Genomic DNA, 15748 nt, shown 5'->3' with positions numbered 1-15748 from the left:
GGTGCTCTGGATGGTGGCTCCGCCGGACAACGACGTGCTCCGGGCAGGCACCCTGTCGTACGCCCATGACGGCTCGCCCGCCCTCGCCAGTGTCTCCGTCGGCGCCCGCGAGGGCGAGATCCTGGCGGTGACCGGCCCCCGCGGCTGCGGGAAGACCACGCTGCTGAAGTGTCTGTCGGGACAGTTCGTCCCGGATCACGGAGAGGTGTGGTTCCACGACACCCCCGTGCACTCCCTCACCCCGCTGAGCCGCGAGCGGCTGTGGCGCGACCACTTCGGCTGGATCGACACCGAACCGCAGCTCGTGCCCGAGCTGACCGGATGGGAGAACGCCGCGCTGCCGCTGATGCTGCGCGGCACCGGGCGGCGGGCGGCGAAGAGCGTGGCGTACGAGTGGCTGGAGCGGCTCGACGTCGCCGAGTGCGCCGGGGCGCGCCCCGGCGCGCTGCTGCAGTCGCAGCGCCAGCGGGTCGCCATCGCGCGGGCGCTGGCCCCCACGCCCAGTGTGCTGTTCGCGGACGAGCCCACCGCGCCGCTGCACCGCGCCGACCGCGCCCAGGTGCTGCGCGCGCTCACCACGGCGGCGCGCACCCACGGCATCACCGTCGTGCTCGCCACCCAGGACCCCGAGGTGGCCACGCTCGCCGACCGCACCGTGACGCTGCTGGACGGCCGCCTGGTGGACCCGGCGGCGTTCCCCGACGCGGAGGGCATCGCGGCGTGCTCAGCCTCCGCCTAGCCCGCGGCTCGCATCCGCTGGTCCTGCTGCGCCGGTCGCTGGTGGCCGTCGCGGCGGCGGGCGCGAGCTTTCTGCTGCTGTCCGCCCTGGGATTCGCGGCGAGCCACCCGGCCGACGCCGACGGGGCGCTCGCGCGGCTGCTGTGGTGCGTCGTGCCGCTGGCCGCGACCGTGCAGCTGGCCATGTCGGTCGCCCGTGCCGACCCCAGCACCCGCCCGGGGGCGGGGTTCGCGGCGGCCGGGCTCGGCCCGGCCCGGCTGGCGCTGCTGGCGGGCGTCGCGACGGCGACGGCCTGCGCGGCCGGGAGCGCCCTCGCCCTGCTGGCCTTCCTTCATCTGCGCGGCGATGTGGGCGGCTCGTGGCTGCTGTGGGCGGGCAGCGGCGCGGCGGGCGGCGCCCTCGGCGGGGAGCGGCCGTTGCCGCTGGCCGGGGCGGTCACGCTGGTGGCCGTCGTACCGGTGGTGGCGGGCGCGGCGAGCACGGCGGGGCTGTGGCCCCGGGGGCCGGGAGCGGGGGCCGCGGCCCGTACGTCACGGCCCGCGCTCCCCACCGTGGCGACCGGCCCGCTCACCCCGCCGCCCCACCGCGCCGCGTCCGCCCTGCCGTGGGGCGTCGCGCTGACCGCGGCGGGGCTCGCACTGGAGGCGTACGCGGGGCGCGGCGCGCATCCGTCCCCCGGCGCCCTGGTGTCCGGGGGGTTCGGCGGCGGCATGCCCGAGGTGGTGGGCGGCTGGATGCTGACGGTGGCCGGTCTGGTGCTGGCCGGGCCCGGGCTCGTGCACGGCTGCGGCCGGGTGCTGGCCATGGGACGGCCGGGCCCGCTGCGACTGCTGGCGGGGCGCATGCTGCAGCAGGAGGCGGGGCTGATCGGGCGTCCGGTGGGAGTGCTGTGCGCGGTCGCGTCCGGGCTGTACGGGGCGCTGCGGCTGCACGGGGCGGCCCACGGTCACGCCGTGCACTCCGGCGCGCAGTCCTTCGGCCCACTCACCGACCTGGGCGCGGCCCTGGTCCTGATGTGCGCGTTCACCACGGTGCTCACGGCGGCGCTGGAGGCGCGGAGCGCGCGCCGGCGCACCACGGCCGCCCTGCTGCGCCTCGGCGCGTCGGCCCGGCTGCTGCGGGGCGCAGCCGCGCTGCGCGGCGCGGTCCTGCTGCTCGTACTGGCGCCGGTGGCGTGGGCCGTGGCCCAGTTGACGACGATGCCGTTCACCCATCGCTGACCGCACCGGCGTTCGATGTGATTAGCATGACGCCGTGCAGACCGATGACGCAGACACCACCGCGCCCGAAGCGCCCACCGCACCCGACATCGAGATCGAGTCCCTGGAGGAGTTCGACCAGGTCGTCGCCCGTGGCACCCTGGCCGGATACCGGGTCCAGTCCGTCGATCTGACGTCCCGTACGTCCGCGCTGCTGTCCACCGACACCGAACGGGCGGTCTTCCTGGGCTGTCCGATGGAGCCGGAGGCCGCCGCGCGGGTACGGGCGCGGGGGGCGCTGGTCTTCCCGCCCGTGCCGGACCTGCCCTTCGACCCGTACCGCGGCACCCTCTATACCGCGGCCGAGCTGTTCGAGGGCCTGGACGACGGGGCGGACGGGTACGCGGGCACGCCGGACGCCCTCGCGTACGCCTGGTTCCAGCGGACCAAGGCGGACGGCGACATCTTCTCCTCGATGCTGCGCTCGATCCACGACGACGCGGTCTCCGACGCGCTGGACGAACTGCTCACCGGCACCCGGGTGGTGGGCGTGATGGGCGGGCACGCGCTGGAGCGCGGCTCCGAGGGGTACGCGGGCGCCGCCCGGCTCGGACAGGCGCTGGCGCGGTCCGGGCTGACGGTCGCGACGGGCGGCGGCCCGGGCGCGATGGAGGCCGCCAACCTGGGCGCGTACACGGCACCGCTTCCGGACGCGGCGCTGAAGGAGGCGCTGGAACTCCTCGCCCGGACGCCCTCGTTCCGCCCCTCGGTCGGCGCCTGGGCCGGGGCCGCGTTCGCGGTGCGGGAGCGGTGGCCGGACGGCGGCGCGTCGGTGGGGATACCGACCTGGTTCTACGGGCACGAGCCGCCGAACGCGTTCGCCTCGCACCTCGCCAAGTACTTCGCCAACGCGACCCGCGAGGACGGGCTGCTGGCCCGCTCGAACGCGGGCGTCGTCTTCCTGCCCGGCGCCGCCGGAACACTTCAGGAGATCTTCGACAACGCCACGCCCAACTACTACGAGTCGCGCGGCGAGCCGACCCCGATGGTGCTCGTGGACCGCGACCACTGGACCCGCCGCCTTCCGGCCTGGCCGCTGCTCGAAGCGCTCGCGGAGGGGCGGCCGATGAAGGCCCGCATCGCGCTGGTGGACTCGGTGGACGAGGCCCCGGACGCCCTCGCCTCGATGACGGGCCGCGCGTCCGCCTGACGAGCCGGACTTCCGTACGGCGCGCGCTACAGCGTGCCGCGCTAGGACGCGCCGAGCACCACCACATCCGCGGCGTCGAAGGCCGCCCCGACCCGGTCCCCCGCCTCCGGGGCGTCCCGCAGCGCACAGGACGCCTCCAGGCGGGGGCCGTCGGACGGCTGGAGGACGACCGCCACATGGTCGCCGCGGAACGTGCGGGCCGCGACCGTGCAGGGCAGCCCGTCCGCGGGGGCCGTGAGCCGTACCCCGGCCGGGCGGACGAGCAGCCTGGCCGGTCCCGTCCGGGAGCCGGGCGGCACCGGCAGCTTGCCCCACACGGTGTCGGCGATCTCGCCGTGCACGGTCGCCTCGACCACGTTGTCGAAGCCGAGGAAGCGGGCGACGAACTCGTTCGCGGGCTGCTGCCACACCTCCAGCGGGGTGCCGGACTGCGCGATCCGGCCGTCCTCCATGACCACCACCCGGTCGGCGAGCGCGAACGCCTCGCCCTGGTCGTGGGTGACCGCGAGAACCGTGGTGCCCAGCCGGGCGAACAGCTCCCGCAGCTCCATGACCAGCCGCTCCCGCAGCCCGCGGTCGAGCTGGCCCAGCGGCTCGTCCAGCATCAGCAGCCGCGGCCGCGGCGCCAGCGCGCGGGCGAGCGCGACGCGCTGCTGCTCACCGCCGGACAGCGAGTCGACGGGCCGCCGCTGCGCGCCGGGCAGCCCGACCAGCTCCAGCAGTTCGGCGACCCGGCGGTCCGCCTCCGCGCGCCCGGCCCCCCGCATCCGCAGCCCGAAGGCGACGTTGCCGCCCACGTCGCGCTGCGGGAAGAGCTGATGGTCCTGGAACATCAGCCCCACCCCGCGCCGGTGGGTGGGTATGCCGCTCTGGTCGCGGCCTCCGAGCCACACCCGGCCGGAGGCGGCGCGCTGGAGTCCGGCCACCACGCGCAGCAGGGTGGACTTGCCGCTGCCGCTGGGGCCCAGCACACACACGGTCTCGTGCTCGGCGACGTCCAGGTCGACGGCGTCGAGCGCGTCGCGGCGGCCGTACCGGACCGTCACCTCGTCCAGTCGCAGCAGCGTCATCCAGCTCTCCCCCATTTCAGAACTCCCCCGAGCGGTCGGTGCGGATGCGCTCAAGGGCCAGCAGGGAGCAGGCGCACACCAGCATCAGGATCGTGCTCAGCGCCATCGCCTGCCCGTAGTTGAGCTGCCCCGCGCGGCCCAGGAAGCGCGCGACGGCCACCGGGAGCGTGAGCAGGTCGGGGCGGGCGATGAACACCGTGGCCCCGAACTCGCCGAGCGATACGGCGAACGCGAACCCCGCCGCGACCGCCAGCGCCCGCCCCACCAGCGGCAGGTCCACCTCGCGCCAGGCGCGCAGCGGGGAGGCGCCCAGCACGGCGGCGGCCTCCCGCAGCCGGTGGTCCACGGCCCGCAGGACGGGCAGCAGGGTGCGCACGACGAAGGGCACGCCCACCAGGGCCTGCGCGAGCGGGACGATGACCCAGGAGGAGCGCAGGTCCAGCGGGGGTTCGTCGAGCGCGATGAGGAAGCCGAAGCCGACGGTGACGGCGGAGGTGCCCAGCGGCAGCATCAGCAGCGCGTCGAAGCCGCGGACGAGCCGCCCGGCCCTCCGGGTGAGCGCGGCGGCGGCGAGCCCGCCGACGAGAAGGGCGAAGACGGTGGCGACGGCCGCGTACTGGAGCGAGTTGCCGAGGGCGTCCACGGGGGCCACGAAGAAGGTGCCGCCGCTGTCGGCGGCGGACTGAAGCGCCCGGTAGTACGTGAATCCGTAGCCGTCCGGCCCATGCAGCGAGCGCTCCACCAGCACCGCGAGCGGCAGCACGATCAGCAGCGCGACGACCGCCAGCACCCCCGCGAGCAGCCCCCACTGCGCCGGACCCTGGGGGCGGCGCGCGGTCCGGGCGGCGTCGACGAGCCGCAGCGCGCCCTCCCGGCGGCGCACGGTCCGGGCGTGCAGGGCGAGGACTGCCGCCACCGCCGCGAACTGGACGAGGGTCAGCACCGCGGCCGTGGGCAGGTCGAGCAGCTGCGCGGTCTGCCGGTAGATGGCCACCTCCAGGGTGGCGTAGCGCGGGCCGCCGAGGATCTGGATCACGCCGAAGGAGGTGAAGGTGAACAGGAACACCATCAGCGCGGCGGCGGCCACGGCGGGGCCCAGCGCGGGCAGGGTGACCCGGCGCCAGGCCGCGAGGCGGCTCGCGCCGAGCACCCGGGCGGCCTCCTCCTGGCGCGGGTCGAGCTGCGCCCACAGCCCGCCGACGGTGCGGACCACCACCGCGTAGTTGAAGAAGACGTGGGCCAGCAGGATCGCCCAGACGCTGGTGTCGAGCCGTATCCCCCACCGTTCGTCCAGCAGCCCGCCGCGCCCGAGCAGCCCCAGGAACGCCGATCCGGCGACGACGGTCGGCAGTACGAACGGCACGGTCACCACGGCGCGCAGCAGCCCCTTGCCGGGGAAGGCGAAGCGGGCGAAGACATACGCGCCGGGCAGCGCGACCGCCAGCGTCAGCCCGGTCGAGGCGGCCGCCTGCCAGCCGGTGAACCACAGGATGTGCAGGATGGACGGATCGCCCAGCACCTCGGGTATCCGCCCCAGCTGCCACCGGCCGTCGACGCGCAGCCCGCGGGTGACGATCGCGGCCACCGGATACGCGAAGAAGACGGCGAAGAAGGCGAGCGGCACGGCCATCAGGGCGAGCCGCGGGGCGGCGCCCCGCCACCGGCCGCGGCGGGCCGTGGCGTCTGCCGTGGCCTCTGCCGTGGCCTCTACAGAACGAGCGAGGACCATGCCTTGACCCAGGGTTCACGGTTCTTGGCGATCTTCCGCGGGGGCAGGGTGGCCGAGTCGGCGACCTTGGTCCCGTACCGGGTGAAGACCTCCGGCAGTTCGGCGTCCTCGCGCACCGGATTGACGTACATGTTCAGCGGTACGTCCTCCTGGAAGCGCTTGGTCAGCAGGAAGTCCAGCAGCGCCTTGCCCCCCTTGGTGTTGCCCGCGCCCTTCAGCAGCCCGGCGAATTCCGTCTGCCGGAAGCAGGTGCCGTCCGCCACCCCGGTCGGGGCCTTCGCGGGCTTCGCCTTCGCGTCCGCCACCTCGGCGGGCGGGCTGGAGGCATACGAGACGACGAGCGGCCTGTCGCCCTTGGCGCCGCCCGCCGAGCCGGAGAAGCGGTCGTAGTAGGCCTGCTCCCAGCCGTCGACCACCTCGACGCCGTTGGCCCGCAGCTTCTTCCAGTAGTCCCGCCAGCCGTGGTCGCCGTAGCGGGCGGCGGTGCCGAGGAGGAAGGCGAGGCCGGGGGACGAGGTGGCGGCGTTCTCGGTGACCAGCAGGTTCTTATACGCGGGCTTGGTCAGATCGGCGAACGTCTTCGGCGGCGCGAGCTTCTTGCGCTCGAAGTAGGCGCGGTCGTAGTTGACGCAGATGTCGCCGTAGTCGACCGGGGTGACGCGGTGCTTCGCCCGGTCGAGCTGGAAGGCCGCGGGGACCTTGGCCAGGCCCTTCGCCTCGTACGGCGTGAACAGGTCGTTGTCGAGCGCGCGGGAGAGGAGGGTGTTGTCGACGCCGAAGAACACATCGCCCTGCGGATGGCCCTTGGACAGGATCGCCTGGTTGACGGCCGCCCCCGCGTCACCGCCCGCCTGCACCCGCACCTTGTAGCCGGTCTGACGGGTGAACTCCTTGAGGACCGCCTTGGACGCCGCGAACGAGTCGTGCGAGACCAGGGTGACGGTCTTGGAGTCCTTGCCGTCCGCCGCGTCCCCACCGCAGCCCGCCAGGACTCCGGTGCCGAGGGAACCGACGAGAGCGGCGGTGACGGCACGCCGAAGATGGCTGTTCATCGTGAGGCTGACTCCCTACGCCGGTATGACCCGGATCAGGTTGGAGGGTCTGCGGCCGTGCCGCACTCTCAGCGCTGTCGCGCTCCCCTGTCGGAATGTTCATTTGTCCGTCGTCGCGGGATGGTTGTACGACGGTTTGTGCGAAGGCACCGTATCAGCCGGTGGTCAGCGCTCCGTGGCCGCCAACTGGCCGCACGCCCCGTCGATCTCCTGCCCGCGGGTGTCCCGGACGGTCACCGGCACCCCGTGCGCCTCCAGGGCCGCCACGAACGCCTTCTCGTCCTCGGGCCGGGACGCCGTCCACTTGGAGCCGGGCGTCGGGTTGAGCGGGATGAGATTGACGTGCACCCGGCGGCCCTTGAGCAGCCGCCCGAGCAGGTCGGCGCGCCACGCCTGGTCGTTGATGTCCCTGATCAGCGCGTACTCGATGGAGATCCGGCGACCGGACTTCTCCGCGTACTCCCACGCCGCGTCCAGGACCTCGCGCACCTTCCAGCGGGTGTTGACCGGGACGAGGGTGTCGCGCAGCTCGTCGTCGGGCGCGTGCAGGGACACCGCGAGACGGCACTTGAAGCCCTCGTCGGCGAACCGCAGCATCGCCGGGACGAGCCCCACGGTCGAGACGGTGATACCGCGCTGGGACAGGCCGAGGCCGTCCGGCTCGGGGTCGGTGAGCCGACGGATGGCACCGATGACCCGGTTGTAGTTGGCCAGCGGCTCGCCCATGCCCATGAAGACGATGTTGGACAGCCGGGCCGGACCACCGGGGATCTCGCCGTCCCGCAGCGCCCGCATCCCGTCGACGATCTGGTGCACGATCTCGGCGGTGGACAGGTTGCGGTCCAGCCCCGCCTGGCCGGTGGCGCAGAACGGACAGTTCATGCCGCAGCCCGCCTGGGAGCTGATGCACATGGTGACCCGGTCCGGGTAGCGCATCAGCACGGACTCGACGAGCGTGCCGTCGAAGAGGCGCCACAGGGTCTTACGCGTGGTGTCGTCGTCGCAGCTGATGTGCCGCACCACGCTCATCAGGTCCGGCAGCAGCCCGGCCGCGAGCTTCTCGCGCGCGGTGGCCGGGATGTCGGTCCACTGGGCGGGGTCGTCGGTGTAGCGGGCGAAGTAGTGACGCGACACCTGGTTGGCCCGGAAGGGCTTCTCTCCGAGGGCGGCGACAGCCTCGCGACGCTCGGCGGGCGTGAGGTCGGCGAGATGCCGCGGGGGCTTCTTGGCCCCACGCGGCACGGCGAAAGTGAGTTCTCCGGGCTTAGGCATGGCCGTACCAGTGTCGCAGACATGCGGAAGGCCCCGCGCCACGGGCGGCGCGGGGCCCACAAGGTGCGCGTACGGGGCTCAGCCGCCGCCCACGAAGATCACCAGCAGCAGCCACACCACGGGGGCGGTGGGCAGCAGCGAGTCGAGCCGGTCCATGATCCCGCCGTGGCCGGGCAGCAGCTTGCCCATGTCCTTGATGCCGAGGTCACGCTTGATCATGGATTCGCCGAGGTCCCCCAGGGTCGCGCTGACCGCGACGGCGAGGCCGAGCAGCAGCCCCTGCCACCACACGCCGTCCTCGATCAGGTACTGCATGCACAGCGCCCCCACGACCATCGCGAACGCCACCGCGCCGAGCAGCCCCTCGCGGGTCTTGCCGGGGCTGATGCGGGGGGCGAGCGGATGCTTGCCGAAGCGCCAGCCCACCGCGTACGCCCCGGTGTCGCTCACCACGGTCAGCAGCAGGAAGGTCAGCACCCGCCACGGGCCGTCGGGCGCGGCCAGTATGAGCGCCACGAAGGTGGCGAGGAACGGCACGTAGAAGGCGGCGAAGACGCCCGCGGTGACATCTCTGAGGTAGTTGTCGGGCGGTTCGGTCATCCGCCACACGAGCACGGCGAGCGCCGTGAGCGACACCGCCACCCAGGCGCCCTGTGCGCCGCGCACATAGCCCGCGACGACCATGGCGACGCCACCGACGGCGAGCGGCACCAGGGGAACCCGGATGTCCTTCCGCTCGGCGAGCCGGGAGGTCAGCTCCCACAGCCCGACGACCACGGCGACCGCTATCACGCCGATGAACACCGGCTTGTAGATGAAGAGCGAGGCGACGATGATCACGCCGAGGCCGACGCCCACCCCTATCGCGGCGCGCAGATCACGGCCCGCGCTCTTCTTCTTCGTCCCCTGACCGCCGCCGCTGCCGGGCGCGCTGCCGGTGGCCTCGGAGCCGGGGCCGGGGGGCGTCGGCGGCTGCCCGGAGGGCTGCCGGGGCCCGGGCCGCGGTTCCCGCTCATCGCGGAACAAGGGGCCGCCCGGCCGGGCGGCCCCCCGGTCGCGGCCGACGGCGTCGCCGGGGTCGCCGCCTGCGTGCGGCACGGTGGGCATGGGGCGAGTCTGCGCCGCTTCGGCCACCTCGTGCGCGGGACCCGCCGAAGAAGGGGGCACCTCCCAGCCATAGCCGGGGGAGGTGCCCTGATCAGTCGGTCCCCAGAGTCCGGCGCGTGGTGGGGCCCCCCAGGAAGAGTCGTTCATCAGACCTCGAGCAGCTCGGCTTCCTTGTGCTTGAGCAGCTCATCCACCTGCGCGACGTACTTCGCGGTGAGGTCGTCGAGCTCCTTCTCGGCACGGCGGCCCTCGTCCTCGCCGACCTCGCCGTCCTTGATCAGCTTGTCGATCGACTCCTTGGCCTTGCGGCGGATGCTGCGGATCGAGATCTTCGCGTCCTCGCCCTTGGCCTTGGCGACCTTGATGAACTCCTTGCGGCGCTGCTCGGTCAGCTCGGGGAACACCACTCGGATGATGTTGCCGTCATTGCTGGGGTTGACGCCCAGGTCGGAGTCGCGGATCGCCTGCTCGATGTTGCGCAGGGCGCTCTTGTCGAACGGGGTGATCACAGCCATGCGCGGCTCGGGCACCGAGAACGACGCGAGCTGGTTGATCGGCGTCAGCGCACCGTAGTAGTCCGCCACGATCTTGTTGAACATCGCCGGGTGCGCACGCCCGGTGCGGATCGCGGCGAAGTCCTCCTTGGCGACCACAACGGCCTTCTCCATCTTCTCCTCGGCCTCGAGGAGGATTTCTTCGATCACCACTTGCTCCTGGTGTTATGCGTAGGCAGAGCCTCGCCCCTGCGTGCGTCTTCTCCTGCACGGTGTCCGACCGGCAGGCCGTTGTCCATCCCCCGAACGAGCCGTCAGCCCCGTGAGTCCCGGTCGCTCACGAGCGTGCCGATCTTCTCACCCTTCACCGCGCGCGCGATATTTCCTTCGGCGGTGAGCTCGAAAACCAGGATCGGCAGCTTGTTGTCCCGGCAGAGGGTGATCGCGGTGGCGTCGGCGACCTTGAGGTCCCGGGTGATCACCTCGCCGTACTCCAGCGCGTCGAACTTGACCGCGTCCGGGTTCCGCTTGGGGTCGGAGTCATAGACCCCGTCCACCCCGTTCTTGCCCATGAGCAGCGCCTCGGCGTCGATCTCCAGGGCGCGCTGGGCGGCGGTGGTGTCCGTGGAGAAGTACGGCATGCCCATGCCCGCGCCGAAGATCACCACGCGCCCCTTCTCCAGGTGGCGCACCGCGCGCAGCGGGATGTACGGCTCCGCGACCTGGCCCATGGTGATGGCGGTCTGGACGCGGGAGTCGATGCCCTCCTTCTCCAGGAAGTCCTGGAGGGCGAGGCAGTTCATGACGGTGCCGAGCATGCCCATGTAGTCCGAGCGCGCCCGGTCCATGCCGCGCTGCTGCAGCTCGGCCCCGCGGAAGAAGTTGCCACCGCCGATCACGATGGCGATCTCGGCGCCGTCCCGCACCACGGCGGCGACCTCGCGGGCGATGGCGTGGACGACATCGGGATCGACCCCGAGTCCACCGCCCCCGGCGAACGCCTCGCCGGACAGCTTCAGCAGGAAACGGCCGTGTCGGGCTGTGCCGTCCGCGTTCTTGTCGGCGGCCTGTTCGGCGTCCGCGCCATGATTCATTGGAGATCTCCTCGTGCACATACGAAGAAGGCCACTGCCGGACGGGTCCTGGTACGACCTCTGCGGCAATGGCCTCCTCGTCACATCTGCGGCCGACCGGTTGACGGTTGGCTGCCTACGACCCTATCGGTGTCGCCGGTGTTTCGCTGCTCGGCTCAGACGCCGACGCGGAAACGGGCGAAGCGGGTCAGAGAGACGCCGGCCTCGTCCAGGACCTTCTGGACGGACTTCTTGTTGTCCTTGGCGAACGCCTGTTCCACCAGGACGTTCTCCTTGAAGAAGCCGGTGACGCGCCCCTCGATGATCTTCGGTAGGGCGGCCTCGGGCTTGCCCTCCTCGCGAGCGGTGGCCTCGGCGACGCGACGCTCGTTGTCGACCGTCTCGGCCGAGATCTCGTCACGGCTCAGGAACTTCGGCGCGAAGGCGGCGACGTGCTGCGCGATGTCCCGCGCGACCTCGGCGTTCTCCTTGTCCAGCTCGACCAGCACGCCGACCTGCGGCGGCAGGTCGGGGTTGGTGCGGTGCATGTACGCGGCGACGTAGCCGCCGGAGAACTGCGCGAAACGGTCGAGGACGACCTTCTCGCCGAGGGTCGCGTTGGCCTCGTCCACGAACGCCTGGACGGTCTTACCGGCCTCGATCTCGGAGGCGAGCAGGGCCTCCAGGTCGGCCGGGGCGCTCTTGGCGACGTGGGCGGCGATGGCGTCGGCGACGGCCACGAACTTGTCGCCCTTGGCCACGAAGTCGGTCTCGCACTTCAGCTCGAGCAGCACGCCCGAGGTGTTGTCGTCGGCGATGACGGAGATGACAGCACCGTTCTCGGCGCTGCGGCTCTCGCGCTTGGCCACGCCCTTCTGGCCCTTGACGCGGAGGATCTCGACGGCCTTGTCGACGCTGCCCTCGGACTCGTCCAGCGCCTTCTTGCAGTCCATCATGCCGGCGCCGGTGAGCTCGCGGAGCTTCTTGACGTCAGCGGCGGTGAAGTTCGCCATGATCTGTGAATCTCTTCTCGAAAGTCGAAAGCTCTACGGGTGAACGACGGGGGCGGTGCCGTCGCACCGTCCCCCGCCGTTGTACACCGTCTGAGTGGTCAGGCCTGCTCGGCGTCCGCTGCCGGGACCTCGGCGGGCTTCGCGTCCTCGGCCGGCTTCTCGGCCTCGGCCTCGGCGGGCTTCTCGGCGTCGGCCGCCTTCTCCTCAACGGCCTCGGCCGGCTTGGCCTCGGGCTCGTCGGCCTTCTTCTCGCCCTCGAGCAGGTCGCGCTCCCACTCGGCCAGCGGCTCGCCCGCGCCCTTGTCGGCCTTCTCGTCGCCGGTGGCGACGCCGGAGCGGGCGATGAGGCCCTCGGCGACGGCGTCGGCGATCACGCGGGTGAGCAGCGTGACGGAGCGGATCGCGTCGTCGTTGCCCGGGATCTTGTAGTCGACCTCGTCGGGGTCGCAGTTGGTGTCGAGGATCGCGACCACCGGGATGCGGAGCTTGCGCGCCTCACCGACGGCGATGTGCTCCTTCTTGGTGTCCACGATCCAGACGGCGCTCGGCACCTTCTGCATCTCGCGGATACCGCCGAGGGTCTTCTCCAGCTTGGCCTTCTCGCGGGAGAGGACCAGGAGCTCCTTCTTGGTGAGGCCCGAGGCGGCCACATCCTCGAAGTCGATCTGCTCGAGCTCCTTCAGGCGCTGCAGGCGCTTGTAGACAGTCGAGAAGTTGGTCAGCATGCCGCCCAGCCAGCGCTGGTTGACATACGGCATACCGACGCGGGTCGCCTGCTCGGCGATCGCCTCCTGCGCCTGCTTCTTGGTGCCGACGAACATGATGGAGCCGCCGTGAGCGACGGTCTCCTTGACGAACTCGTAGGCGCGGTCGATGTACGACAGCGACTGGAGCAGGTCGATGATGTAGATGCCGTTGCGCTCGGTGAAGATGAAGCGCTTCATCTTCGGGTTCCAGCGGCGGGTCTGGTGCCCGAAGTGGACGCCGCTCTCCAGCAGCTCCCGCATCGTGACGACGGCCATGGCCGTACTCCTTGAGGTACTCGGTTCCACGGCGGCCGGGCGGCCGCCGCTCCTGACGCCCCGGCGCGCCTGCCACGAACGAGGGCCCTGGTAGGGGGCTCGTCCGAGGACCGAGGGGCGCGGCCGCCGTGCTGCCGATACGTGCTCGGGGCGCGGGCGGCGGGGCGTGCGAAGTCAATCCGGTGACCCGGATCGCCATAAGAAGTGTACGGGACCCGTGCGGTGCCGGGTGACGGCGATATCCACAACCCGTGGGTAGTCCCCAGTTCGCGTCCATGATCCACCGGATGTGGCGATTGGCATCACCGTGGGTGACATGCGACGGCTTGGTGTGGTGTGGGCTCTTGCCCTGTGCGCTCTTCTCCTGGCACCGGCCGCGGTGGCGGCCGCGGGTTCCGATGGCCGGTCATGGCCGGTGGCCGGGCCGGAGGGGGCGGCGCGGCCCTCGGTGCTGAGGGCGTGGCGGCCGCCGCCCGCGCCGTGGGCGGCGGGCCACCGCGGGGTCGATCTGGCGGCGCGCGCGGGGCAGCGGGTGCGGGCGGCGGCCGCGGGGCGGGTGAGTTTCGCGGGGCCTGTCGCGGGGCGCGGGGTGCTCACCATCGAGCTGTCCGGGACCGGCGCCCCTCCGCTGCGGACGTCCTACGAACCGGTGCGGGCCACGGTGGCCAGAGGCGCGCGGGTGGCGGCGGGACAGGTGGTGGGAGTGGTGGAGGCGGGCCCGTTCCACTGCCCGGTGGGCTGTCTGCACTGGGGGCTGCGGCGCGGGGACCGCTATCTGGATCCGCTGTCGCTGCTACCGCGGTCGATGCTGCGGGGCGGGCCGTCCCGGCTGCTGCCGGTCTTCGGCGTCCCGGCCGCCGAGGGGTCCGCGGCGTCAGCTCCACTGGCCGGAACACACCCCCGCCTGACGGCCGCCACCGGCCCACCGAACCTGGCTGCGGCCACGGCCCTGGCGGCCGCGGCCGCCTGGTCCGGACACCGCCTGCGCGCCCGGCACCCCGGTAGGCACGGGACCACCCCGGTCCGACGCCGCCCGAAGCGAACCGGAGCGACGGGGCAGCGCCGGGCAGACCGCGGTGGCCGCAGGGGCGCGAGAGCCAGGGATCGCAAGAACCCTGGCGGTACGTGGTCCGCGCGGCCGCACCGGTCCACAAAGCCGTGGGGCCGCAAGGAGCCCGGGCACCGCAGGGAGCAACAGGGATCTGCGGGGATCCGCAGGCTCACCCCCCAGGGCCCGGGGATCCGCACCGGGCCGTGGGGTCAGCCTCGGACGCCGTCCAGGGCCATGGCTACCGCCGCCTCCGTGATGTGCCCAGGGTCCTCCGCGGCGCCGAGCTCGATGCGGCGGACCGCGGCGTCCACGACGCCCTGCAGCAGCACCGCGGCCAGTCGGGGCTGCTGATGGCCGAGCGCGCCGAGGGCGTCGACCACCATGCCGATCAGCCCGCCGTGGGCGGCGCGGATCTTCTCGCGCGCGGCCGCGTCCAGCTCACCGGCCGAGATCGCCACCACGGCGCGGTGGCGGCGGTCGCCGACCAGGGCGAGCTGTCGGCGCACATACGCCTCGACCTTCGCCTCGGGCGTACCGGCCTCCTCCATGGCGGCCTCGACCTCGGCGGCCCAGACCGGGAAGTCGACGGCGCACAACTCCTCGACCACGGCCGCGCGGGAACGGAAGTACTCGTAGACGGACGAGCGGGCGAGGCCCGTGCGCTCGGCGAGTGCGGGGAAGGTCAACGCCTCCGTACCGCCCTCGGACAGCAAGGAGCGGGCGGCCTCCAGCAAGGCGCCGCGCTGCATCGTCCGGTGCTCGGCCACTGAGGCCGCTCGAATCCTGGGCACGTCACCACTGTACGGAGACGTCACGGTGACGTCACGGTGGTGGCGATACCAACGAGACGATTCAGCGTCCGACGTCGGCGAGTTTCGCGCGCAGCTGGAGCACGGACTTGGTGTGGATCTGGCTGACCCGGCTCTCGGTGACCCCGAGGACCTGGCCGATCTCGGCGAGGGTGAGCCCTTCGTAGTAGTAGAGCGTGACCACGGTCTTCTCCCGCTCAGGAAGGGTGTTGATGGCCCGGGCGAGCAGTCGGCGCAGCTCCCGGTCCTCGGCCACCTCGACCGGATTGTCCGCGGCGGTGTCCTCCAGGGTGTCCATGAGGCTGAGCCGGTCGCCGCCCTCGCCGCCGACGTGCAGCAGCTCCTCCAGGGCGACCACGTTGGCGAGCGACAACTGGCTGAATACCCCGTGCAGTTCGTCGACGCTGATGTCCATCTCGGCGGCGACCTCGACCTCGGTGGGGGTGCGCCGCAGCGCCGCCTCCAGCGTGGCGTACGCCCGCTCGACCGCCCTGGCCTTCTGGCGGACCGAGCGCGGGATCCAGTCCAGCGCCCTCAGCTCGTCGATCATCGCACCACGGATGCGGGTGATGGCGTAGGTCTCGAACTTGATGGCGCGCTCGGGGTCGAACTTCTCGATGGCGTCGATGAGTCCGAAGACTCCGGACGAGACGAAGTCGGCCTGCTCGACATTGGAGGGCAACCCGACGCTGACCCGCCCGGCCACGTATTTCACCAGTGGCGAGTAGTGCAGGATCAGCTGCTCCCGCAGCCGCCCGTCGCCCGTGGCTTTGTACGACCGCCACAGCTCGTCCAGCGAGGACGGCGCCGCGGGGCGCACCGCGCCGCGGGCAGCGGGCGGCGCCGCGCGGTCAGACCCGGAGATGTGCTGGGGCATTCGTCGCCTTGAGCCGTTCTGCCATGACATG

At 72.4% G+C, this 15748-nt stretch carries 14 protein-coding genes, 1 pseudogene and 1 riboswitch; of the genes and pseudogenes, 4 read left to right on the top strand and 11 right to left on the bottom strand.

Annotated features, from left to right (window positions below):
* Positions 1-10 precede the first annotated feature (10 nt).
* The 3 genes from ACZ59A_RS13815 to ACZ59A_RS13805 are packed head-to-tail and all read left to right on the top strand — an operon-like array spanning position 11 to position 3148.
* Positions 11-739: an ABC transporter ATP-binding protein gene (locus ACZ59A_RS13815; protein WP_470957608.1), complete on the top strand. Its 729-nt coding sequence runs from the start codon at positions 11-13 to the stop codon at positions 737-739.
* On the top strand, positions 721-1959 hold the full coding sequence (locus ACZ59A_RS13810) for a hypothetical protein (RefSeq protein WP_470957605.1): 1239 nt from the start codon (positions 721-723) through the stop codon (positions 1957-1959). The genes ACZ59A_RS13815 and ACZ59A_RS13810 overlap by 19 nt, the downstream gene beginning before the upstream one ends.
* Before the next feature lie 34 nt (positions 1960-1993).
* The gene (locus tag ACZ59A_RS13805; protein WP_470957602.1) at positions 1994-3148 is read left to right on the top strand and encodes an LOG family protein; all 1155 of its coding nucleotides are present in this window, start codon (positions 1994-1996) and stop codon (positions 3146-3148) included.
* 41 nt (positions 3149-3189) lie between these two features.
* On the opposite strand, the gene ACZ59A_RS13800 is transcribed toward ACZ59A_RS13805, so the two are convergent.
* The 9 genes from ACZ59A_RS13800 to rpsB all read right to left on the bottom strand — a co-directional run bounded on the left by ACZ59A_RS13800 (position 3190) and on the right by rpsB (position 12980).
* Positions 3190-4218, bottom strand: a complete 1029-nt coding sequence (locus ACZ59A_RS13800; RefSeq protein ID WP_470957599.1) for an ABC transporter ATP-binding protein — start codon at positions 4216-4218, stop codon at positions 3190-3192.
* Between the two features lie 16 nt (positions 4219-4234).
* Complete coding sequence (locus ACZ59A_RS13795) at positions 4235-5848, bottom strand: ABC transporter permease (protein WP_470957935.1); 1614 nt, start codon at positions 5846-5848, stop codon at positions 4235-4237.
* 77 nt (positions 5849-5925) lie between these two features.
* Complete coding sequence (locus tag ACZ59A_RS13790) at positions 5926-6999, bottom strand: thiamine ABC transporter substrate-binding protein (RefSeq protein ID WP_470957596.1); 1074 nt, start codon at positions 6997-6999, stop codon at positions 5926-5928.
* Positions 6995-7098: riboswitch (TPP riboswitch) on the bottom strand. (Overlaps the previous gene by 5 nt.)
* Positions 7099-7164: 66 nt before the next feature.
* Entirely contained in the window at positions 7165-8271 is a 1107-nt protein-coding gene (rlmN, locus tag ACZ59A_RS13785; protein WP_470957593.1) for a dual-specificity RNA methyltransferase RlmN, read from the bottom strand.
* A 78-nt stretch (positions 8272-8349) separates the two neighbouring features.
* Entirely contained in the window at positions 8350-9525 is a 1176-nt protein-coding gene (locus ACZ59A_RS13780; RefSeq protein ID WP_470957590.1) for a phosphatidate cytidylyltransferase, read from the bottom strand.
* Positions 9525-10082: a ribosome recycling factor gene (gene frr, locus ACZ59A_RS13775; RefSeq protein ID WP_358621071.1), complete on the bottom strand. Its 558-nt coding sequence runs from the start codon at positions 10080-10082 to the stop codon at positions 9525-9527. The genes ACZ59A_RS13780 and frr overlap by 1 nt, the downstream gene beginning before the upstream one ends.
* A gap of 104 nt (positions 10083-10186) precedes the next feature.
* The gene (pyrH, locus tag ACZ59A_RS13770) at positions 10187-10966 is read right to left on the bottom strand and encodes a UMP kinase (RefSeq protein WP_468042339.1); all 780 of its coding nucleotides are present in this window, start codon (positions 10964-10966) and stop codon (positions 10187-10189) included.
* A 155-nt stretch (positions 10967-11121) separates the two neighbouring features.
* Positions 11122-11958 (bottom strand): translation elongation factor Ts, encoded by an 837-nt coding sequence (gene tsf / locus ACZ59A_RS13765; RefSeq protein WP_470957586.1) that lies wholly within the window; start codon positions 11956-11958, stop codon positions 11122-11124.
* 98 nt (positions 11959-12056) lie between these two features.
* Positions 12057-12980: a 30S ribosomal protein S2 gene (gene rpsB / locus ACZ59A_RS13760; protein ID WP_470957584.1), complete on the bottom strand. Its 924-nt coding sequence runs from the start codon at positions 12978-12980 to the stop codon at positions 12057-12059.
* 316 nt (positions 12981-13296) lie between these two features.
* Between rpsB and ACZ59A_RS13755 the strand changes: the two are divergent.
* Positions 13297-13752 (top strand): annotated as a pseudogene (locus ACZ59A_RS13755) (peptidoglycan DD-metalloendopeptidase family protein); the annotation flags it as partial.
* Between the two features lie 488 nt (positions 13753-14240).
* Here the strand turns inward: ACZ59A_RS13755 and ACZ59A_RS13750 are convergent.
* Together ACZ59A_RS13750 and whiG are read right to left on the bottom strand one after the other, a co-directional pair.
* Entirely contained in the window at positions 14241-14780 is a 540-nt protein-coding gene (locus ACZ59A_RS13750) for a TetR/AcrR family transcriptional regulator (protein ID WP_470957932.1), read from the bottom strand.
* A gap of 103 nt (positions 14781-14883) precedes the next feature.
* A complete protein-coding gene (whiG, locus tag ACZ59A_RS13745; protein ID WP_009714726.1) occupies positions 14884-15717 on the bottom strand; it encodes an RNA polymerase sigma factor WhiG in 834 nt (277 codons plus the stop codon).
* Between the last annotated feature and the right edge of the window lie 31 nt (positions 15718-15748).

It is taken from the genome of Streptomyces sp. NPDC040405 (assembly GCF_055595765.1).
This window is presented reverse-complemented; position numbering and strand designations above follow the sequence as displayed.

Bases quoted from the DNA above. Each gene is read 5' to 3' on its own strand.
- ACZ59A_RS13815 (WP_470957608.1), top strand. From the start codon at position 11: ATGGTGGCTCCGCCGGACAACGACGTGCTCCGGGCAGGCACCCTGTCG.
- ACZ59A_RS13800 (WP_470957599.1), bottom strand. From the start codon at position 4,218: ATGACGCTGCTGCGACTGGACGAGGTGACGGTCCGGTACGGCCGCCGC.
- ACZ59A_RS13795 (WP_470957935.1), bottom strand. From the start codon at position 5,848: ATGGCCGTGCCGCTCGCCTTCTTCGCCGTCTTCTTCGCGTATCCGGTG.
- ACZ59A_RS13790 (WP_470957596.1), bottom strand. From the start codon at position 6,999: ATGAACAGCCATCTTCGGCGTGCCGTCACCGCCGCTCTCGTCGGTTCC.
- rlmN (WP_470957593.1), bottom strand. From the start codon at position 8,271: ATGCCTAAGCCCGGAGAACTCACTTTCGCCGTGCCGCGTGGGGCCAAG.
- ACZ59A_RS13780 (WP_470957590.1), bottom strand. From the start codon at position 9,525: ATGAACGACTCTTCCTGGGGGGCCCCACCACGCGCCGGACTCTGGGGA.
- pyrH (WP_468042339.1), bottom strand. From the start codon at position 10,966: ATGAATCATGGCGCGGACGCCGAACAGGCCGCCGACAAGAACGCGGAC.
- tsf (WP_470957586.1), bottom strand. From the start codon at position 11,958: ATGGCGAACTTCACCGCCGCTGACGTCAAGAAGCTCCGCGAGCTCACC.
- rpsB (WP_470957584.1), bottom strand. From the start codon at position 12,980: ATGGCCGTCGTCACGATGCGGGAGCTGCTGGAGAGCGGCGTCCACTTC.
- ACZ59A_RS13750 (WP_470957932.1), bottom strand. From the start codon at position 14,780: ATGCAGCGCGGCGCCTTGCTGGAGGCCGCCCGCTCCTTGCTGTCCGAG.
- whiG (WP_009714726.1), bottom strand. From the start codon at position 15,717: ATGCCCCAGCACATCTCCGGGTCTGACCGCGCGGCGCCGCCCGCTGCC.